Source organism: uncultured Roseobacter sp. (assembly GCF_947499265.1).
In the GTDB taxonomy this organism is placed as follows: domain Bacteria; phylum Pseudomonadota; class Alphaproteobacteria; order Rhodobacterales; family Rhodobacteraceae; genus Roseobacter.
In genome coordinates, this window is the sequence record NZ_CANMNK010000008.1 from 73,913 (window position 1) to 93,682 (window position 19,770).

At 60.8% G+C, this 19,770-nt stretch carries 20 protein-coding genes and 1 tRNA gene; 8 read left to right on the forward strand and 13 right to left on the reverse strand.

Translation table 11 applies throughout. The features are described from left to right. Window positions 1-86 precede the first annotated feature (86 nt). Genes Q1A63_RS20945 through Q1A63_RS20955 form a run of 3 tightly spaced genes read left to right on the forward strand, consistent with a single transcriptional unit; the run spans window position 87 to window position 2,573 of the window. Window positions 87-761 carry a DUF6778 family protein gene (locus Q1A63_RS20945; RefSeq protein ID WP_298975975.1) on the forward strand — a complete coding sequence of 225 codons (675 nt, stop codon included), beginning with the start codon at window positions 87-89 and terminating at the stop codon, window positions 759-761. 39 nt (window positions 762-800) lie between these two features. Continuing rightward, window positions 801-2,024: an RSP_2647 family RNA methyltransferase gene (locus Q1A63_RS20950; RefSeq protein WP_298975973.1), complete on the forward strand. Its 1,224-nt coding sequence runs from the start codon at window positions 801-803 to the stop codon at window positions 2,022-2,024. 3 nt (window positions 2,025-2,027) lie between these two features. Further along, entirely contained in the window at window positions 2,028-2,573 is a 546-nt protein-coding gene (locus tag Q1A63_RS20955) for an RSP_2648 family PIN domain-containing protein (protein ID WP_299632434.1), read from the forward strand. Between the two features lie 4 nt (window positions 2,574-2,577). On the opposite strand, the gene Q1A63_RS20960 is transcribed toward Q1A63_RS20955, so the two are convergent. The 6 genes from Q1A63_RS20960 to Q1A63_RS20985 all read right to left on the reverse strand — a co-directional run bounded on the left by Q1A63_RS20960 (window position 2,578) and on the right by Q1A63_RS20985 (window position 7,550). Beyond that, window positions 2,578-3,267: a M48 family metallopeptidase gene (locus tag Q1A63_RS20960; RefSeq protein WP_298975970.1), complete on the reverse strand. Its 690-nt coding sequence runs from the start codon at window positions 3,265-3,267 to the stop codon at window positions 2,578-2,580. 90 nt (window positions 3,268-3,357) lie between these two features. Continuing rightward, on the reverse strand, window positions 3,358-4,545 hold the full coding sequence (locus tag Q1A63_RS20965; protein ID WP_298975968.1) for a VWA domain-containing protein: 1,188 nt from the start codon (window positions 4,543-4,545) through the stop codon (window positions 3,358-3,360). A gap of 9 nt (window positions 4,546-4,554) precedes the next feature. Beyond that, window positions 4,555-4,722: an apolipoprotein acyltransferase gene (locus Q1A63_RS20970; protein WP_298975967.1), complete on the reverse strand. Its 168-nt coding sequence runs from the start codon at window positions 4,720-4,722 to the stop codon at window positions 4,555-4,557. A gap of 52 nt (window positions 4,723-4,774) precedes the next feature. Continuing rightward, window positions 4,775-6,139, reverse strand: a complete 1,365-nt coding sequence (locus Q1A63_RS20975) for a DUF2927 domain-containing protein (RefSeq protein ID WP_298975966.1) — start codon at window positions 6,137-6,139, stop codon at window positions 4,775-4,777. Further along, window positions 6,136-6,591: a GNAT family N-acetyltransferase gene (locus Q1A63_RS20980; RefSeq protein WP_298975965.1), complete on the reverse strand. Its 456-nt coding sequence runs from the start codon at window positions 6,589-6,591 to the stop codon at window positions 6,136-6,138. The genes Q1A63_RS20975 and Q1A63_RS20980 overlap by 4 nt, the downstream gene beginning before the upstream one ends. Before the next feature lie 119 nt (window positions 6,592-6,710). Continuing rightward, the gene (locus Q1A63_RS20985) at window positions 6,711-7,550 is read right to left on the reverse strand and encodes a MoxR family ATPase (protein ID WP_298975963.1); all 840 of its coding nucleotides are present in this window, start codon (window positions 7,548-7,550) and stop codon (window positions 6,711-6,713) included. 169 nt (window positions 7,551-7,719) lie between these two features. On the opposite strand from Q1A63_RS20985, the gene dksA reads away from it, so the two are divergent. After that, window positions 7,720-8,142: an RNA polymerase-binding protein DksA gene (gene dksA, locus Q1A63_RS20990; protein WP_298975960.1), complete on the forward strand. Its 423-nt coding sequence runs from the start codon at window positions 7,720-7,722 to the stop codon at window positions 8,140-8,142. 76 nt (window positions 8,143-8,218) lie between these two features. After that, window positions 8,219-9,367, forward strand: coding sequence for an FAD-dependent monooxygenase (locus Q1A63_RS20995; protein WP_298975958.1), 1,149 nt, complete (start codon window positions 8,219-8,221; stop codon window positions 9,365-9,367). Window positions 9,368-9,456: 89 nt separating this feature from the next. Here Q1A63_RS20995 and Q1A63_RS21000 read toward each other — a convergent pair whose 3' ends face one another. The 3 genes from Q1A63_RS21000 to rocF are packed head-to-tail and all read right to left on the reverse strand — an operon-like array spanning window position 9,457 to window position 12,351. Next, window positions 9,457-10,506, reverse strand: coding sequence for an ornithine cyclodeaminase (locus Q1A63_RS21000; RefSeq protein WP_299632436.1), 1,050 nt, complete (start codon window positions 10,504-10,506; stop codon window positions 9,457-9,459). Between the two features lies 1 nt (window position 10,507). Further along, window positions 10,508-11,431 (reverse strand): citrulline utilization hydrolase CtlX, encoded by a 924-nt coding sequence (gene ctlX / locus Q1A63_RS21005; RefSeq protein ID WP_298976079.1) that lies wholly within the window; start codon window positions 11,429-11,431, stop codon window positions 10,508-10,510. After that, entirely contained in the window at window positions 11,431-12,351 is a 921-nt protein-coding gene (gene rocF, locus Q1A63_RS21010) for an arginase (protein WP_298975953.1), read from the reverse strand. The genes ctlX and rocF overlap by 1 nt, the downstream gene beginning before the upstream one ends. 110 nt (window positions 12,352-12,461) lie before the next feature. On the opposite strand from rocF, the gene Q1A63_RS21015 reads away from it, so the two are divergent. Then, a complete protein-coding gene (locus Q1A63_RS21015) occupies window positions 12,462-12,887 on the forward strand; it encodes an Lrp/AsnC family transcriptional regulator (protein ID WP_298975951.1) in 426 nt (141 codons plus the stop codon). Here Q1A63_RS21015 and Q1A63_RS21020 read toward each other — a convergent pair. Both Q1A63_RS21020 and Q1A63_RS21025 read right to left on the reverse strand, forming a co-directional pair. After that, the gene (locus tag Q1A63_RS21020; RefSeq protein ID WP_298975948.1) at window positions 12,884-13,342 is read right to left on the reverse strand and encodes a disulfide bond formation protein B; all 459 of its coding nucleotides are present in this window, start codon (window positions 13,340-13,342) and stop codon (window positions 12,884-12,886) included. The two genes, Q1A63_RS21015 and Q1A63_RS21020, sit on opposite strands and share 4 nt — an antisense overlap. Next, window positions 13,339-13,917 (reverse strand): YqaA family protein, encoded by a 579-nt coding sequence (locus tag Q1A63_RS21025; protein WP_298975944.1) that lies wholly within the window; start codon window positions 13,915-13,917, stop codon window positions 13,339-13,341. The genes Q1A63_RS21020 and Q1A63_RS21025 overlap by 4 nt, the downstream gene beginning before the upstream one ends. Window positions 13,918-14,049: 132 nt before the next feature. On the opposite strand from Q1A63_RS21025, the gene Q1A63_RS21030 reads away from it, so the two are divergent. Together Q1A63_RS21030 and Q1A63_RS21035 are read left to right on the forward strand one after the other, a co-directional pair. Next, window positions 14,050-14,133: transfer RNA gene (locus tag Q1A63_RS21030), tRNA-Leu, on the forward strand. Between the two features lie 625 nt (window positions 14,134-14,758). Continuing rightward, a complete protein-coding gene (locus Q1A63_RS21035; protein WP_299632437.1) occupies window positions 14,759-16,540 on the forward strand; it encodes a Hint domain-containing protein in 1,782 nt (593 codons plus the stop codon). A gap of 102 nt (window positions 16,541-16,642) precedes the next feature. Here the strand turns inward: Q1A63_RS21035 and Q1A63_RS21040 are convergent, their stop codons facing one another. Both Q1A63_RS21040 and Q1A63_RS21045 read right to left on the reverse strand, forming a co-directional pair. Then, entirely contained in the window at window positions 16,643-17,263 is a 621-nt protein-coding gene (locus Q1A63_RS21040; protein ID WP_298975941.1) for a nucleotidyltransferase family protein, read from the reverse strand. Between the two features lie 41 nt (window positions 17,264-17,304). Next, entirely contained in the window at window positions 17,305-19,722 is a 2,418-nt protein-coding gene (locus Q1A63_RS21045; protein ID WP_299632438.1) for an FAD-dependent oxidoreductase, read from the reverse strand. Window positions 19,723-19,770 lie beyond the last annotated feature (48 nt).

The window sequence follows — 19,770 nt, forward strand, 5'->3', positions numbered from 1 at the left end:
CGTCATAATTCAGCCCCAGTTGATTTCTATATCTTTGCTCGAACCCATCGAGGCGTGCAGAAGTCGCCCCCGTCGAGGAAACCATCATGAAATCGACCAAACTGATCGCGACTTTGTTTTTTGCAGCCATCGTCGCAGGCTGCGCGACAACGGATACCGCCAGCCGCAACACGCCGTTTACCAATCCGGCAGTGGAAGGTGCCGCGCAGCAGAACCTGCTGGACACCTCCGTCAATCCGGCTGTCCAGTCTTACAACGTCAGCACCATCAACGTGGCCGTGCCGCGCACTCTGATCGTGTCTGAAGCCAACAGCTACTATCCTTCAGGCGATATCGTCTGGCGCGGGGACAGCGCAGGGGATCGCCACGCACAGGTCAAGGCCATCTTTGAAGACGCCATGGCACGCGGCACTGCTGGCATGTCCAGGGGCACGCCTGTTGTGCTCGACATTGAAGTCCTGCGCTTTCATGCGCTGACCGAAAAAACCCGCTATACCATTGGCGGCGTGCATTCGATCACCTTCCAGCTGTCTGTGCGCAGTGCGGAAACCGGGCAGCTTTTCGGGGCCCCGCGCGTCGTCAAAGCGGACCTCAAAGGGTTTGGCGGAGAGCGGGCCATTGAAGCCGAACGCCAGGGCCAGACCCAGAAAGTGCGCATCACGGACCATCTTGCGAAGGTGATCCAGGCAGAACTGGCCAGCCCGCAGGGCTACGTCAACCAGCGCCTTGGGCTGGTGCAGGCGATCAACAACGCATTCTGATCTTTCACCCCACGGCAGAACGGATTAGAGGAGGGCGCTATGACAGCGCCCTTTTCCAGTTCCGATGCCGCCCCCAGCGACCTGCCCGTCGTCCGCCTGAAACCAAAGGCCAATGCCCGGGCCATTCGTCATGGGTTCCCTTGGGTCTATGCCAATGAGCTGGTCACCGACCGGCGGACAAAGGCCTTGGCGCCCGGGACATTGGCGCAGCTGCAGGATGATGCGCGCACGCCCATGGGGGTCGTTGCGGTCAATCCGCGCTCCAAGATCATCGCGCGGATGCTCGACCCGAACCCGGACGCAGAAATCGACCAGGGCTGGTTCGAGGTGCGTTTGGCCAAGGCGCTGGCGTCCCGTGAGCGGCTCTTTGATGCGCCGTTCTACCGCCTGATCCATGCCGAAGCGGACGGGCTGCCGGGTGTGGTGATCGATCGCTTTGACACGATCTGTGTGGTCCAGCCCAATGCGGCCTGGGCGGAAGGGCTGCTTGCGCCGCTCACAGCGGCCCTGCAATCGGTCACCGGTGTCCAGACCGTGCTGAAAAACGCCTCTGGCCGGACGCGGGGGCTGGAAGGGCTGGACGACGTCAACGCGGTCCTTATCGGCGCCGCGCCGGATGCGCCGGTGCCTGTGCCGATGAATGGCGCGACCTATATGGCCGATCTGACGGGGGGTCAGAAGACCGGACTGTTTTATGACCAGCGCCCCAATCACGCCTTTGCCGCCGGGCTGTCGCGCGGCGCGCGGGTGTTGGACGTGTTTTCCCATGTTGGCGGCTTTTCTTTGGCAGCGCTTGCGGGCGGTGCAGCACAGGCACTGGCGGTGGATGGATCACAACCGGCGCTTGATCTTGCGCAGTCTGGGGCGCAGGCGATGGAGGTTCAGGACCGTTTTGCCACGAGACAAGGGGACGCTTTTGAGGTGTTGACAGCTCTGCGCGCCGAGGATGCCAGTTTCGATGTGGTGATCTGCGACCCGCCAGCCTTTGCCCCTGCGCGCCCTGCGTTGGAGGCGGGCCTGCGCGCCTATGAGCGCCTCGCGCGATTGGCGGCCCCCTTGGTGGCGGAAAACGGTGTCCTTGGCCTCTGCTCCTGCTCACATGCCGCCGATCTGGCCGCCTTTCGTGCCGCCAGTGTCCGTGGGATCGGTCGCGCGGGGCGCCGGGCGTCCCTGATCCACACCGGGTTTGCCGGACCAGATCACCCGCAACTGCCGCAGCTGGCGGAAAGCGGGTATCTGAAATCCATCTTTTTCCAGCTCTGAGCCATGAAAATCACCATCGACGCCTGTGTGCTCTATCCGACAGTCATGCGCGAAATGGTTGTGGGTGTGGCGCGGATGGGTGCTTTTCAACCGGTCTGGTCCGCCCGCATTCTCGAGGAATGGGCGCGCGCGGCAATCAAACTCGGCCCGACCGGTGAGGCACAGGCACGCAGTGAAATCGCCCTGCTGCGCGCGGCGTGGCCCGAGGCGGAAGCGCCTGCCGTGCCGCATGTCGAAGCACGGCTGTGGCTGCCCGACGAAAATGACATTCACGTCTTCGCCGTTGCCGTGGCCACATCAAGTGATGCGATCATGACGTTGAATGCAAAAGATTTTCCCAAAGGGGTTTTGGCCGAAGAAGGGGTGCAGCGCGTTGATCCCGATAGCATGCTGCACCAGATCTGGCAGGAGATGCCAAATCGGGTTGCAGCGGTCGCGGAACGCGTATTGGACGAGGCGCGCCGGTTGTCCGGGCGCGATTGGGAGATGCGGGCCTTGTTGAAAAAAGCGCGCCTGCCGCGCCTGGCCAAGGCGCTGACCCGGTCCTAGCGGGCTAGTCCTGTGCGACCCATTTGGCTTCCAGCGCTTTCAGGGCGGCAATGCGATCATCGGTCTTGGGATGGCTGAGCAGCCAGGCAGGTGCGGTGCCGCCGTTTTGCTGAGTGAGGGATTCGAGCTTTTCAAAGAGGCTGATCTGCGGGGCGAGACCAATGCCCGCTTTGGTGAGAAGGGCGGCGGCATAGGCGTCCGCCTCATATTCATCTGACCGCGACAGACGGGCGGCGAGCAGCGTGGTGAGCATGCCCGCGATCCAGACGCCAACGCCCGGAATGAAGCGGCCTAGCACCATCGCAAGCGCTGTGCGCAGCGCATTCTGGCCCGAAAAATCGATCATCCGACGGCGCGAGTGGCCCAGTGCCACATGCCCCATTTCATGGGCGATGACGCTGGCCATTTCTTCGTCCGTGACCTCGCCGGATCGGAATTTGTTGTAAAACCCGCGGGTGATGAAAATGCGCCCGTCCGGGGCCGCCAGCCCGTTCACCGGGTCGATTTCGTAGATGTTCACGCGGATGCGCGGCAGATCAAGGGCTGCCGCCATGCGGTCCATGAGCGCCTTGAGCTTGGCGTCGGCCAATTCGGTCGAGCGCGCATCGAGCTCGCGGGCCGTGCGCCAGGCGGAAAACCGGTACATCGCGAGGCCGTAGAGGATGGCCAGAAGGATCGGAGTGAATTTGATCATGGTCATGATATGGGGGAGTAGGACGCGCGCGGCAAGTTTCGGAGCCTCCGGCGGGGATATTTTTTGCCAGAAGAAGTGGTGCCGTGGTCGCTAGCGGGTGAGGGCGCGCATGCCACGAGACAGACCTTCGAGTGTCATTGGCACCATGGCGTCTTCGCCGATGACCTCCTGTATCATCGCGATGGACTGGGTGTAGGACCAGTATTTCTCCGGTACCGGGTTGATCCAGAGGGTGGAAGGCCACTGCTCGCGCACGCGTGTGAGCCAGGTGGCCCCGCTCTCTGCGTTCCAGTGCTCAGAGGCGCCGCCCGGATAGGCAACCTCATAGGGCGACATCGACGCATCCCCGACAAAGATGCATTTATAGTCGGGTCCGTAGGTGCGCAGCACGTCGTGTGTGGGGATCTGTGCGTCCCAGCGGCGGCGGTTATCCCGCCAGACACCCTCGTAGAGGCAATTGTGGAAGTAGTAATATTCCATATGCTTGAATTCAGCGCGGGCGGCGGAAAAGAGTTCTTCCACCACCTTAACATGTGGATCCATTGACCCGCCGACATCGAGAAACAATAGCACCTTGACCGCATTGCGCCGCTCGGGCCGGGTTTTCACATCAAGATACCCGTGTTCCGCCGTCGCGCGGATGGTGCCGTTGAGATCGAGCTCTTCATTGGCGCCGTCGCGCGCCCACCGGCGCAGGCGTTTGAGCGCGACCTTGATGTTGCGGGTGCCGAGCTCAACCGTGTCGTCCAGGTTCTTGAACTCGCGCTTGTCCCAAACCTTGGTGGCGCGCTGATGCCGCGAGCGATCCTGCCCGATCCGCACGCCTTCGGGGTTGTAGCCATAAGCGCCGAAGGGCGACGTGCCTGCTGTGCCAATCCACTTGTTGCCCCCCTGGTGACGGCCCTTTTGCTCCTCAAGGCGCTTCTTCAGCGTTTCCATGAGTTTATCAAAGCCACCTAAAGCTTCGATTTCAGCGCGCTCTTCCTCTGTGAGGTGCTTTTCGGCCATTTTCTGCAGCCAGTCGCCGGGGATTTCCACAGCCTCCAGCACATCCTGCGCGGTGATGTTCTCCAACCCGGAAAAGGCCGCGGCAAAGGCGCGGTCGAACTTGTCGATGTTGCGTTCGTCTTTGACCAGGGTCACCCGCGCGAGATAGTAAAACGCCTCAATGTCATAGGTGGCCAGTCCTGCCTGCATGGCTTCGAGAAATGACAGGAACTCCCGCAGGGAGACAGGCAATCCGTTTCTTCGCAGCGCATCAAAAAAGGGCAGGAACATGGGAGAAGGTTATACGACCATGCGGTGCACGACCACTGTGACGATCATGCCGACAACAACAAAGGCCATGGCGTAGCCCGCGGCATATTGCGCGATGTCCTTGCGGTTGCCCTTGCGCCGCGCCGCGGTGACGCCCCCGACAATTGCGCCCAAAATGGCAGCAGCTATGACGATCATCCGTTCCCTCGTACTTCATATCCCGGCGGCGAGGCGTGAGGCCAAACGCCGGTCAGACAGGTGTTTTTAAAGGGTTGAGCGCGGAGATTTCGCGTATCTTGGCCCGCACCGCCCAATCCGCGCCGAACCCGTATCGCGCCCATCCCAGACTGTCCAGTCTGACGGTGCGTGCTTCATCGTCGCGCCCTGCAAGGCTCAGGGCTTCGGCGCGCAGCAATTGCAGCGTCGCCAGCAGGGCCGCATTTTGCGATGTGCGCGCGATGTCGATGTTGGGCTCAATGAGCCGCAGGGCCTGGTCAGCATTGCCATCTGCAATCTCATAGGCCGCCAATTGCGTGGCGACATAGGCACGGTGCAATCGGGTGCTAGAGGACTGCGCGTAAAACCGATCAGCGATGGTATATTCGCGTTTCGCTGCTGCCGGGTCGCCGGCCTGCAACAATCGGGCCTTGGCATAATGGGCGAAGGCGCGGCGGTTGTCCGTCCAGCCGCGTGCGGTGGCGATGCGCACCGCGGTTTCCGTGGCCCGTCGGCGTGTGCTGCGATTGGCCCCGGGACCAAGAGCGGTTTGAATGGCGCTGCTCCACTCCTGCGGGGTTCTGTCGGGGCGCGGTCGCGGCCCGGTCTGACCCCTGGGGTTGATCCGCGCAAAGATCGCGGGCAGGCGTCGGACCACCGCGTCGCGCGACATACCCGACTTCAGCTCAGGCGCGTAGGTCGCGCGTAGGATCAGCATGTCGAAATTGGTCAGGACCGTATGTACATTGTCATCGTTGAACACGGAATTGGGCAAGCGGTAGAGGTCGTTGAGCGGCCCAAGCGCCTGCGCCAGTTCTTCATGCAGACAATCACGCACTTCCTGCGGGCTGACATCGCTGGGCACGATGATGGCGAGACGCTTACGTGTCTGCAGCAAGGCCCAGTTGGTGCGCGGACTGCGACGCGCAGAGCGGAATTCGCTCAACGAACTGACGTTCGGGGCCACAAAACAGGCCGCTTGTGGCAGCACCCGGCGAATCGCGGCGCGCGGCACCGACTGAATGGTGATGTTCGCACCCGGTGAAGTGGTGGTGGTGATGGCAATGCCCGCCTCATTGCGCAGCCGGATCAAGAGCGCGCTCAGATCGCCTTCCAATGTCGGTGGCGGCGCGCCGTTGACACGCAGGGTGATCGGCCCTTCAAACCTGGTCAGCACCGGCAGCTGCCGACCGCTTTCCATCTCAAAAGAGAGATCGATGAAATCCCGGACAAGGTCGGCATTTGCGACTGCGGGGCGTCGGATGTCAGCGCGCCCGAAGGTTTTCATCGGCGGCAGGCTGCTATCGGCAATCACAGCGCGCGAGGGGATGCCACCTTGCGAGATCGGCACGCAGGCATTCAACACCATGATCAGGGGCAGAACCAAACGGCGCTTCATCGGCGGGTATATTTGATGAAGGGCGTCTTGGTGCCAATGCGATCGTATAATTTGCGGGCGGTTTCGTTAGAGTCCTGCGTCAGCCAGTAGACACCCGGTGCCCCTGCGGCATCGGCTGCCGCATAGACCCCTTCGATCAGCGCGCGCCCAACGCCTTTGCCGCGCAGGGCAGGGTCCGCATAGAGATCCTGCAGGTAGCAGACGTTTTCCTCCGACCAGCCATGACGGTGGTAAACATAATGGGCCAGCCCAACGAGCGTGCCGTCAACTTCGGCGACCAGACAGTTGAAATCCTGCGGGTCGTCCCCCAGTAATCTGTTGAAATAAAGATCAAAAATCTCTGCGGGACGCGTGGTTTCGTAAAAGGCGAGATACGCCGTCCACATCTCTGACCACTGCGGTTTGTCAGACGCCCGCAAGGGACGCACGACAACGCTTACACGGTTTGCCATCTTATAGTGCCTGCCTAAATGCCTCTGTCCGCGATCTTTGCGCCGCGGATCTTTTTCAGCTTAGTCGTTAAAAACCTCTTAAGGCAAGCGTTTGGTCGCTGTGGTGTTCTGCGCGCCTGTCACCGACCGCTGCGCGCGAGAAAAGCCAGGCGCTCAAACAGGTGCACGTCCTGTTCGTTTTTGAGCAATGCCCCGTGCAGTTTGGGCAATGCGCTGGCGCCCGATGCCTTGAGGTCTTCGGCGCTCAGATCTTCGGCCAGCAACAGCTTGAGCCAATCCAGAACCTCCGAGGTGGAGGGTTTTTTCTTCAGGCCGGTCTGTTCGCGGATTTCATAGAATTGGGTGAGGGCGGTTGTGAGCAGCGCATCCTTGATGCCCGGGAAATGCACCTCGACAATCTGGCGCAGGGTCTCGATCTCGGGAAAACGGATGTAGTGAAAGAAGCAGCGGCGCAGAAAGGCGTCAGGCAGTTCCTTTTCGTTGTTCGATGTGATGATCACCACGGGGCGGTGCCGCGCCTTGATGGTCTCACCGGTCTCGTAGACAAAGAATTCCATCTTATCGAGTTCCTGCAGCAGATCGTTGGGAAACTCGATGTCGGCCTTGTCAATCTCATCGATCAGCAACACCACCTTTTGGTCGGCCTCAAAGGCCTCCCAGAGCTTGCCCTTGCGGATGTAGTTTTTCACGTCGTGCACACGTTCGTCACCCAACTGGCTGTCGCGCAACCGGCTGACCGCGTCGTATTCATAAAGGCCCTGCTGCGCCCGCGTGGTCGATTTGATGTTCCATTCGATCATCGGCAGATCCAGCGCCTTGCTCACCTGCCGCGCCAGTTCGGTTTTGCCCGTTCCAGGCTCCCCCTTCACCAAAAGCGGACGCTCAAGCGTGACAGCGGCATTCACCGCGACCGTCAGGTCGTCCGTGGCGATGTATTCGGCGGTTCCCTGGAATTTCATTCTTGTGTCAACCCTTTGCGCGATGAAATCTTGTTTCGCTTTTAGCCGGAATTCTTCAGCTTTGTGTAGTGACAATTGTAAGGACGTGGGGTAGATCGTGGCGCATGGGGGCACTTGGCCTGAGGACAAGTAGCGAATGACAGACGTTAGCCATGTTGAGGGGAAGCAAATGAAACAGGAACTGTTTCTGCCGGATGATTATCGTCCGGCTGAGGACGAACCGTTCATGAATGAACGACAAGTTGAGTATTTCCGACGCAAACTGTTGAACTGGCGCTCCGAGCTTCTCGCAGGCAGCCGGGACACCATCGAGGGTCTGCAAGACGGAACCCGCAACATTCCTGACGTCGCGGACCGCGCCTCCGAGGAAACCGATCGGGCGCTGGAGCTGCGTACCCGGGATCGTCAGCGCAAATTGGTCAGCAAAATCGACGGTGCCCTGCGCCGCATTGAAGAAGGCGAATTTGGCTATTGCTCGGTGACGGGCGAGCCGATCTCGTTGAAACGGCTGGACGCGCGTCCCATCGCCACGATGAGCCTTGAAGCGCAGGAGCGTCATGAGCGCCGCGAAAAGGTGCACCGCGACGATTGATCCCGCGCGCGTGAGACGAAAAGAGTTTAAAAGCGTCGGAGCCCGGGCTTCGGCGCTTTTGTTTTGAGGGAGCGTGATGATCAGAAACGCAATCGTCATTGGGGCAGGGATCGGCGGATTGGCCTGCGCCACGGCGCTGGCGCGCAAGGGGGTCGCGGTGACCCTGTTGGAACAGGCGCCGGAAATCGCGGAAGTCGGGGCCGGTTTGCAGGTCAGCCCAAACGGGTTGGCGGTGCTGCGGGCCCTGGGCGTGGAAGACGCGCTGGTGCGCAGCGGTGCAGTGACCGCGCAGGCGGTGGTTCTGGCAGATTACAAGCAAGGCGCCGAGGTTGCGCGTCTGGATCTGACCCGGTTGCAGCACCAACGCTATCTTTTTGTGCACCGGCATGCACTGATTTCGATCCTGCTGCAGGCCGCGCGGCAGGCGAATGTGACCTTGGAAACGGGTCAGAAGGTTGTTTCGGTGACGCAGGGCGATCTGCCAAGCGTCACATTTGCGGATGGCCGCACGGCGCGGGCGGAACGGGTGATCTGTGCGGATGGGGTGCACTCCATTGGGCGCCAGACGGTGTCGCCGGGCCCGGAAGCGCAGTTTACCGGGCAGGTCGCCTGGCGCGCGACGGTGCCAACTCAAGGCGCCAAACCGGAGGCGCGGGTCACGATGGCCCCCGGGCGTCATCTGGTCAGCTATCCCATCAGCGGTGGTCGTCTGATGAACATCGTGGCGGTGCAGGAGCGCGATGTCTGGGCGGCGGAAGGCTGGCATCACTCGGATGATCCCGACGCCCTGCGCCGCGCCTTTGCCGGTTTTGGGGGGCCGGTCGCGCCCTTGCTGGAGCAGGTGTTCGAGGTGAACCTATGGGGTCTCTTTCGCCATCCCGTGGTGGAGACATGGACCTCTGGCAACGTCGCCCTGCTGGGGGATGCCGCACATCCGACGCTGCCGTTTCTGGCGCAGGGGGCCAATCTGGCGCTAGAGGATGCCTGGGTCCTGGCCGAGTGTCTGGCCGGAGATCAGCCAGAGGACAGTTATCAGGCCTTGCGCAAAGACCGCGCGACACAAGTGATTGCAGCCGCCGGCAGTAATGCCTGGAAATATCACCTGCCGGCGGGTCCGCTCAGAACCTTGGCGCATCTGGGCTTGTCTGTTGCAAGCCGCTGTGCGCCCGGCATGATGATGCGCCAGTTCGACTGGATTTACAGCCATGACGTCACCAAGCGCTGATCTATGATCCAGCGGCGTGTGGCTGCGCCACACACGCCATTCTTTTGGTTTTGGGCGCACCCAAAACGGCCCATGCGGTTGGGTCTGGCTCAGCGGGACCGCTGCAGCATGCCGAAAAGGTCACGGGGATCGTCCGGATCGGCCAGCAGGTCCAGCGGGTGGAAAAGCTGTGTCGTCTCGATCTGGTCCCGCACGTAGCGCAGGGCACTGAAGTCCTCGATGGCAAAGCCCACGGAATCAAACAAGGTGATCTGCTTGTCAGACGTGCGCCCCTCCGCCTGACCAGTCATGACCTGCCAGATTTCGGTGACGGGATGCGTGTCGTCCAGTTGCTGGATTTCACCCTCGATACGGGTCTGTTCGGGGTATTCCACAAAGATGTCCGCGCGGTGCAGGATCGCCGAGGCAAGCTCCGTTTTGCCCGGGCAGTCACCGCCAATCGCATTGATGTGCACACCGGCGCCCACCATGTTGTCGGTCAGGATCGTCGCATATTGCTTATCCGCGGTGCAGGTGGTGATGATCTGCGCGCCCAGGATCGCCTCTTCGGCGGTGGTGCAGGGCGTGACCACCAGTCCCAGATCCGCAAGGTTGGCCGCACATTTTTCAGTGGCCTGCGCATCGGCGTCAAACAGGCGAACCTCGTTGATCCCGCAGATGGCTTTCATCGCGAGGCTCTGGAATTCCGATTGGGCGCCATTTCCGATCATCGCCATGGTTGTTGCCCCTTTGGGCGCTAGCATGCGGGCGACAAGGGCGGATGTGGCCGCCGTCCGCATCGCCGTCAGCATGGTCATTTCCGACAGCAGGACCGGATAGCCGGTGCCCACATCCGCAAGCAACCCAAAGGCGGTGACCGTCTGCAAGCCCTCCGAGGTATTCTTGGGGTGGCCGTTGACGTATTTGAACCCGTAGACCTCCCCGTCCGAGGTTGGCATCAGCTCGATCACCCCTTCCGCGGAATGGCTGGCGACGCGGGGTGTTTTGTCGAAGAGCTGCCAGCGCTTGAAATCCGCTTCGATGTAATCGGCAAGACCGCGCAGCATGTCTTCGATGCCGATGTGGTGGATCAGCTGCATCATGTGATCAACGGAGACGAAGGGCACAAGCGCCTTGTCGGAGGGGGCCATATTGGTCATGTCAGACACCTTTGCGAGGGCGGCGGGACAGGTGCAAACCAGCAATCATGCAGCGCACCGACCCTCCGGCCGTTTCGAGAGTGGGAATGGAGAGCGGTAGCAGCCGTGCGTGGGTTTCGATGCGGGCGACCTGATCGGCGCTCAGCGCAGCACGGGCACGCGCAGAAAGTGCTAGGATCGCACCGTCTTTGCCGGTCAGCTCAATCGCGTTTCCAGCGAATTCAGCGATCTGATGGGCGGAAAGGGCAATTACATCCCGGCCGGTTTCTTCCAGCCGCCGTTGCACCGTCGCACGGCGCTCCGGATCGGTGATCATCTCGAGCCCGACCATGGCAAAACGGGTGCCAACGGCCATCAGAACATTGGTGTGGTAGACGGGACGTCCCGCACCATCTACCGCGTCAAAGGCGATGGGTTCAAAATTAAAATGCGTGCAGAAGCGCTCCAGCAGGACCGGATCGGCGCGGTGGGATCGTGCCACAAATGCCAGCCGACCGATGTGATCCAGCACCATGGCACCCGTACCTTCGAGGGCCAGACCGTCATGCTCCAAGCCGGAGTAATCAATGACATCCTGCACGCGATAATCCCGTTTGAGCAGATCGATCACATCCCACCGCCGCTCCCGACGCCGGTTTTCAGCATACATCGGGTAGACGGCGACGTGGCCACCCGCGTGGGTGGAAAACCAGTTGTTGGGAAAAACGCTGTCGGGCGTGTGGGTGCTGTCATCGTCAAAAACCTGCACCGAGATGCCATGCGCGCGCAGCTGATCCACCACGCGGTCGAATTCTGCGCGCGCTGCGGCGGATACATTTCCGGCGCTTGTGGTTTGAAAGGCATTATCGCCCTGGGTTTCCGGGTTTGAGCGAAAGTGATGGGGGCGGATCATCACTACATCGGTGGGCGCTTGCATCTGCATGATCAAAAGGCCCGGGTTGGACGGTCAAAGACACGGCGGCCCAGGGCAGAGGCCGCAAGATCCACCATCACCTGCGCCGTGCGTCCGCGTTCATCCAGATAGGGGTTCAACTCCACCAGATCGAGCGAGGTCATCAACCCGCTGTCATGCAGCATCTCCATCACCAGATGCCCTTCGCGGATCGTGGCGCCCCCCGGCACGGTGGTGCCCACGGCGGGCGCGGCGGAGGGGTCGAGAAAATCGACGTCCAGCGAGACGTGCAGCAGGCCGTTGGCGGCGGTCACACGCTCAAGGAAAGCGGTCAGCGGTTTGGCAATGCCGGTCTCGTCAATCTCGCGCATGTCCACGCGCTGGATCGTGGTCTCCTGCAGGGCCGCGCGTTCCGCGCTGTCCACGGAGCGCAGGCCAATGATGGCGATGTTATCCTGCGGTAACGGGGATTGAATGTCAGGGAAACCGTCAAAATCCGGACGCCCGGTGACGTATCCCAACGGGGTGCCATGCAGGTTGCCGCTGTCGGTTGTTTCGGGCGTGTGAAAATCGCTATGGGCGTCCAGCCACAGCACAAAGAGCGGGCGGTTTACGGTTTGGGCATGTCGCATCGCCCCCAGAACGGTACCCAGCGACAGGGAATGATCGCCGCCCAGGAAAATCGGCAGGCCGTCTTTCAGCCCCGCCTCTGACGCCTCTGCCAGGGCAGTGGTCCAGGCGATTGTCTCTTCACGCGCGTGGATCTTGGGATGCGATTTTGGCGCGAAAGGGGCGGGTGTGACATTGCCGCGATCTTCAAGCGTGTGACCAAGGTCCGACAGCGCTTCGGCGAGCCCGGCGGTGCGGTAAGCATCAGGGCCCATCAAACAGCCACGCCGACGCTTGCCGCTGTCAACGGGCGCACCAATGAGAATACAGGCCTGATGGGTCATAACTACCTCTGCGATTTGGGGTTGAAGAGAAAATACTGATCACTTCGGGGTGTTCACAAGCACTCAATTTGTACGTATTGTTCTCATGACAACCAAAATGGGCATATGATATGGACGAAATGGATAGGCGACTGATCGGGGCGCTCAGGCATAACGCGCGGGCGTCGCTGTCAGAGCTTGCGTCGCTTTTGGGGCTGACGCGGGCCACAGTGCGGACGCGTCTGACCAAATTGCAAGACCGCGGTGACATCCTCGGCTTTTCGGTGGTGATGAAAGAGGATGGGCTGACCGATCCGGTGCGGGGTCTGATGATGATCGCGATCGAGGGACGCGGGACGGATCGAATCATTCGGCAGTTGGGGGGGATGCCAGAGCTGCGTCGGGTTTATTCGACCAACGGCCGCTGGGATGTGATCGTCGAGATTGGCACCGCGACACTGGAAGAATTGGACAGTGTGCTGGCGCGGGTCCGCCGCCTGGACGGGGTGACCGCAAGCGAGACCAGCCTGCTGTTGAGCACGCGGAAGGCCAGCTAGGCGCGCTTGAAGGCCATCAGCCAAAAGGCAACGAGAGAGAAGGAAATGAGCGCGTTCCACCCGGCCATGCTGATCCCGGCAAACTGCCATGCAATCTCATCACAGCGCACCAGCGGCGCGCTGAGGATCTGATCGAGCAATTCATCAGCGCTGATGCCGCCGACCGGACCGGCTGAGCAGGAGGTGGGGCCTTGCCACCACCCTTGCTCGACGCCCGCGTGATAGACGCCGATGGCGCCGGTGGCAAAGGCCGCGAGCGCGCCGAGAAGGATCAACAGATCGCTGCGCAGGCGCAGGGCGATCAGACCAATTCCAACGGCAATCACATGGGGATAGCGTTGCCAGATGCACATCTTGCAGGGGGGCAGGCCGCCCAGATGCTGAAAGGCAAAGGCGCCGAGCAGAAGCGCCAGGGAGCCAAAACTAGCCGCCGCTATCGCTTGCGTCCGGTTCACAGGTACTTCAGGGCCGCAAATCCGCCGACCAGCAATACGATGAAAAGGGTGAACATCAGCCCCAGACGACGCTCGATGAAATCGCGGATCGGCGCGCCGAATTTCCACAGCAAAAACGCCACCAGGAAAAACCGCAGGCCGCGCGCCAGGATGGAGGTCGCGATGAAGGTGCCCAGTGGCATCGCGGTCCAGCCAGACATGATCGTGATGACCTTATAGGGGAAGGGTGTCACGCCCGCGGTCAGAACCGCCCAGAAGCCAAGATTGTTGAACCGGGTGCTGAAGGCCGCCATGGCATCGTCCTTGCCCAGGCTCTCAAGGATGGGTTTGCCGATGGTCTCAAAGGCGAAGGCCCCGATGGCATAGCCCAAGATGCCCCCCAGCACCGAAAACACCAGGGCAACGCCCGCAATCAGCCAGGCGCGCGACGGGCGTGCGATGATCATCGGGATCATCAGGATGTCGGGCGGGATGGGAAAAACCGAACTCTCAATAAAGCTGATAAAGGCGAGAACCCACAAAGCACGCGGGTGATCCACCATGCTCAAGGTCCAGTCGTAGAGTTTGCGCAACATGAGAGAAATCGTTCCAGATAAAGACTTGGCTTGGCAGACCACGAGATCGGGAGTGGGTCAAGCAGATCACCGCATGTTTCGCGAAAATCCTCTTGCCCGGGGCGCGGTCACGGGGTAAGTCGCTCATGTTGTGCCCAAGTGGCGGAATGGTAGACGCAGGGGATTCAAAATCCCCCGCCGCGAGGCGTGCCGGTTCGAGTCCGGCCTTGGGTACCACAGCACAGCATTGCTCGTATATCGGGAAAATCTCTCATAACTTCAACGCTGTAGCGACTGCAGCGTACGATTCGCGATGATCATACATCGTGCGCGCGATGGCATCAGTGTTGCGTATATTGGAACATTGTTCATTTTTTTGCGAAGAAGAAGGCCACAAAATGGCGAAATGATGCCGCTATGCGCTGCGTGGCCGGTGTTTCCGATTTGGGAACATGTGGCCGCGAGGCAATTGCCTGAATTTTGTGCAGGGTCTTCCAACTAGCCGGTTTAAAAGCAGATTTTGGCGGCGCGGTTTTCATCGCTCGGAAACGATCCTGAGAAACGGCGCCTTTCCCGGCCTCCAGTGAGATCCGAACCACCGGCGCCGCCTCATTTCTGATGTTTTTATGACAATTTTCCCTTTGTCGACCTGATCTGCAGCCCTAAAACGAATGTCATGCTTTTTGACGGGGTCCTCATTACCGGCCCTGCAGGCACTTTGTCAGGCTGGGACGAGCCTGAGGGGGGAAGTGCGAAAAGCGACGCGATGATCGAGCACCCCGTGTGCTTGCTGGTTAATGAGTGAAGAGATGTGTACGCCAGCAGATTTGCCAAGATCTGCTGACGGGTAAAAGGGAAGAGCATGTCTGAAAGCGGAAGGGACCCGAATGCTGCCAGCTTGATTGGCTTTTGGGACTTTGCAGAGGGGCGCGAAAATGACGACACCGGGATTGCAGACGGTATCGCTCAGAACGGTCATCTGTTCGGGGATGCAGAGGCGGACGATGGGCAGCTCGAACTGGACGGCCACAAGGACTACTTTTCGACCAAAGGCCCCGATGCCCCTTTCGATCTGACCGAAGGCACGATTGCGGTGCGGTTCACGCAAGAGGATCAGTCTGGCCGATCAAGCGATATTCTGATCAATCGCGGCGAATACAACGATCGCATGCAGGACGGGTATTTCGCACTCGGGGTCACCGGCGACGGTCGCGTCACTGTCACGCATTTCTCGCAAGATGGCGAACTGCGGCTGAAGACGCAAAGGCACCTCTTTTCTGAAGATGACGAGGTGGTGGTGACCTACGGCTGGTCCGCTGATCAGGGCGGCACACTACGCGTCGAAAACCTGACCCGACATACCGAGACCAGTTTCGATTTCGACACCACCGGCCTGACACTGATCACTCGGGATGACGATGGCGAGAATTTCACTTTCGGCGCGCGCGAGACACGCGAAAACAGCTACGGCAAATTCTTCGAGGGCGAGATTGATTATGTGGCCGTTTATGACCGCGACATCATCAACAACCCCGTGGTGCCCGATGGCATTGTGTCCGGCACGGATGCTGACGATCTGATCAACCTTGATTATCTGGGGGATCCTGAGGGCGACCGCATCGACGCGGGTGACGCGATCATTGCAGGTGAGGGGCCTGACGACGATATCGTATATGCGGGCGCAGGCGATGACATCGTTTTTGCCTTGGACGGGGATGATGAAATCTATGCAGGTGCGGGATCGGACGTCGTTGAGGGCGGCAAGGGCAATGACCTGCTGTCGGGTGGCGAAGATGGGGGCGCGGATACCTTGCTGGGGGGCGATGACCGCGACACGTTCCGCGACCTGAGCGCCGGGGATTTCATTGATGGTGGCGATGGTGGCGACGACTTCGATACGCTGGACCTGACCGGATCGGCGGCGGGCGGCACATCGACGCTGACATTTACCTCCGATGATCGCGAAGACGGCGTGGTCACGTTTTTCAACGCCGATGGCGTGTCCACCGGCCAGCTGGTTTTCGAGGACATTGAAAACATCGTCGGGGGGCCGACGCCGATTTGCTTTACCCCCGGCACGCTGATTGCCACGGCGGACGGGCAGCGCCCTGTTGAGGATCTGCGCCCCGGTGACCGGGTGATCACCCGCGACAACGGCATTCAGGAGATCAGCTGGAAAGGCGCGCGCGGCCTGACCGGAACCGAGTTGGCGCGTCACGCACATTTGAGACCGATCAAGATCAGCCAAGGGGCCCTGGGTGGCGGCCTGCCGGAGCGGGATATGCTGCTCAGCCCGAACCACCGTGTGCTTGTGTCGAGCGACAAGACGGTGCTCTATTTCGAAGAGAGCGAAGTGTTGGTTGCCGCAAAACATCTGACGGGATTGCCGGGCATTCAGACGGCACATGTGCCCTGGACGACCTACATCCATTTCATGTTCACGCAGCACGAAGTGGTTTTGTCGGATGGGGTCTGGACGGAGAGCTTTCAGCCCGGCGACTATAGTCTGGCAGGCATTGGCAACGCGCAGCGCACCGAACTGGAGCACCTCTTTCCCCAATTGAAAACCGCTGAAGGGGTGGCCTCCTACCAGGCCGCGCGGCGGTCGCTCAAGCAGCACGAAGCGCGATTGCTGAATAAGTAGCGCGACATCACACCAAAGAATATGCAGCCTCTGCGCCGGATCGATCCGGTGCGGAGATCGAAAACGGGAGGGATCACCCTCCCGTTTTTGGTGTTTCGGCGGTCAGCCTGTCTGCCGCGCCCGCCACGCGGCCCATTCTTCGGGCGTGTCCAAATCCATGCGTGCCCGATGGCCTGTCAGCGGCACCAGCCTGACGTTGTTCCCCGCCGCTTTCACGACGCTGCGCCCGCCACTGTCGCCAGAGATCGTTTTGAGCGCGTCGAAAAGCCGGGCGGAAAACACGATGGGATGCCCGGCTTTGCCCGCTTGCGTCGCACCGCGCCAGATCAGCACATCTGAGTCCAGATCCACGGCGGCCATGACCTGCCTTAGATCATCCTCAGTCAATTCCGGCAAATCCCCAAGCAGGAGCATCGCCGCAGGCGCACCCTCAGGCAGGGCGGCGATTGCAGTTCGGATACTGGCGTTCATGCCTTCGGCGGCATCTTCGACCGGGATCCGATTAACGCCAAGCGCATCAAGGCATTGATACCTGGGGTGGGGTCGCGGCGGCAGCGCCACCAGCACCGGCCCTTGCGTCACATCACATGCCATACTGGCCTGCCTGCGCAGCAAGGGCATGCCATCCACCAGTTCCAGAAGCTTGTCTGCACCGCGCATGCGCTTGGACTGCCCGGCGGCAAGCACGATAACGGGCAGATCGGGAGGCGCCGGTGCGGTCATACGTGAAGCATAGCGCAATGAAGGTGGGATAGATAGCGTTCTCAGCCGCGCATGCGTGTCCCGTCAGGGTCAAACAGGGGCTCCGTAATCACCCGTGCCGACCGCATTTGACCCAAAACCTCGATCTCGACATCTGGGGCTTCCGCCACGCGATCTATCGGCAGAAAACCCATCGCAATGGATTTGCCTGAGTGGTGCGAATAGCCACCTGAGGTGCAAAATCCGACCACGGTGCCATCCAGCCAGATCGGCTCATATCCATGCACATCGGCATCCGCCGCATCGACCTCAAAGGCCACCAATTGACGCGCGGGTCCCTTTGTGCGTTCTGCCTCCGCCGCCGCGCGGCCGATGAAATCCGCATTCTTTTTGAAACTGATGAACCGCTCCAGCCCCGTCTCGGCGGCGGTGTAATCAGGGGAAAATTCCGCCATCCAGCTGCCGAAAAACTTGTCCAGCCGCAGCGACATCATGGCCCGCATGCCAAAAGGCGTGATGCTAAAATCCTGACCCGCCCCCCAGAGCGTATGCCAAAGGCTGCGCTGATCCATCGGGTCGCAGTAAATCTCGAACCCCAGATCGCCGGTGTAGCTGACCCGTTGGACAATGCAATCGGCGCTGCCCACGGTCATGCGGCGCACATCGAGGAATTTCATATCGCTGATGTCACTGCGGGTGGTCGCCGCCAGCAGATCGCGGGCGTGGGGTCCGGCGATCTGAAAACCTGTGCGCTGATCACTGATATTACAAAGGCTTACGCCTTCTTCCTGATGTTGCAGGAACCAGCGGAAGTGGAAGGCCTGACTGCCATAGGAGGCGGTCAGTTGAAAATGGTCCTCCGCCAGGCAGGAGATGGTAAAATCGCCGATGAGCTTGCCCTTGAGGGACAGCATCGGGCTGAGGCTCAACCGTCCGGGCGCAGGCACACGGCCCGCCATGATACGGTCCAGCCAGGCGCGCGCGCGCGGGCCGGTCACGCCGTATTTGCCGAAGTTCTGCAATTCGTTGATGCCCACCGCGGCGCGCACCGCCTTGACCTCGCGCGCCGTCGCCTCAAAGGCGTCGGAGCGTCGAAACGATGGTGTCTCGTATGTCGGCTCGTCACCCTGCGCAAAATAGTTCGGCACCTCCAGGCCAAACTGCTGCCCCCAGACCGCGCCCATGTCAGAGAAGATGTCATACATCGGGGTGGTGCGATGCGGCCGGGCGGCGGGCAGTTCTTCGTTGGGGTAGGCGACGGAAAACCGTTTCTGATAGTTTTCGATCACTTTTGGCAGCGTATAGCCGGGCGTGATCCAATCGCCAAACCGCGCCACATCCATCGCCATGGTATCGCGTTCGGTTTCGCCCTCGACCATCCATTGCGCCAGCATCAGGCCGACCCCGCCACCCTGGCTGAACCCGGCCATGACCCCGCAGGCCGACCAATAGTTGCGCATGCCCGGCACCGGCCCGACCAGCGGGTTGCCGTCCGGAGCAAAGGTGAAGGGCCCGTGGATCACGTTTTTCACGCCCACACGTTCCAGATCAGGAAAGCGTTTGTAGGCGAAATCTATGCTGGCTTCGATCTTGTCGAAATCATCGGGCAGAAGGTCCTGACCGAAGGCCCAGGATGTGCCGTCAACCGCCCAGGGCCGGCAGGGTTGCTCATAAAACCCGATGCACAGGCCACGACCTTCCTGCCGCAAATAGCTCTCGCCCGCAGGGTCCATCACATGCGGATGCTCGCGGCCCTCGGCCATCATCTCCGCGATCATCGGGACCTCTTCGGTCACCAGATACTGATGCTCCATCGGGTGCAGCGGAAAATAGACCCCCGCCATCGCGCCCACCTCCCGGGCCCAGAGCCCACCGGCGTTTACCACATGTTCGGCGTGGATCGTGCCCTTATCGGTCACCACATCCCAGCTGCCGTCGGGGCGCTGATTGGTCTCGCGCACCATGCAATGGGTCTCGATGGTCGCACCCCCCATGCGCGCGGCCTTGGCATAAGCGTGGGTGGTGCCGGAGGGGTCGAGGTGCCCGTCCAGCGGATCATAAAGCGCGCCGATGATGCCGTCGGTATTGGTCACAGGCGCAATGTTCCGGATCTCTTCCGGCCCGACGATCTCGGTCTCCAACCCCATGAAACGGTGCTTGGCGCGCTCAGCCAGCAACATGTCGAAGCGGTCCTGATTGTCCGCCAGCGTCACGCCCCCCACGTGATGCAGCCCGCAGGACATGCCGGTGATCTCCTCCAATTCCTTATAGAGCCGGATGGTATAACCTTGCAGTGCGGCCATGTTGGTGTCGCCATTCAAGGTATGAAACCCGCCCGCCGCGTGCCAGGTGGAGCCGGAGGTCAGCTCGGACCGTTCCAGCAGCATGACGTCCGACCACCCCAGTTTGGTCAGGTGATAGAGCACGGACGCGCCGACAACGCCTCCGCCGATGATGGCACCGCGGGTGGTGGTTTTCATGGAGATCTCCGATCAGATATTGGCTGGATGATCTTCCGACGCATCAGC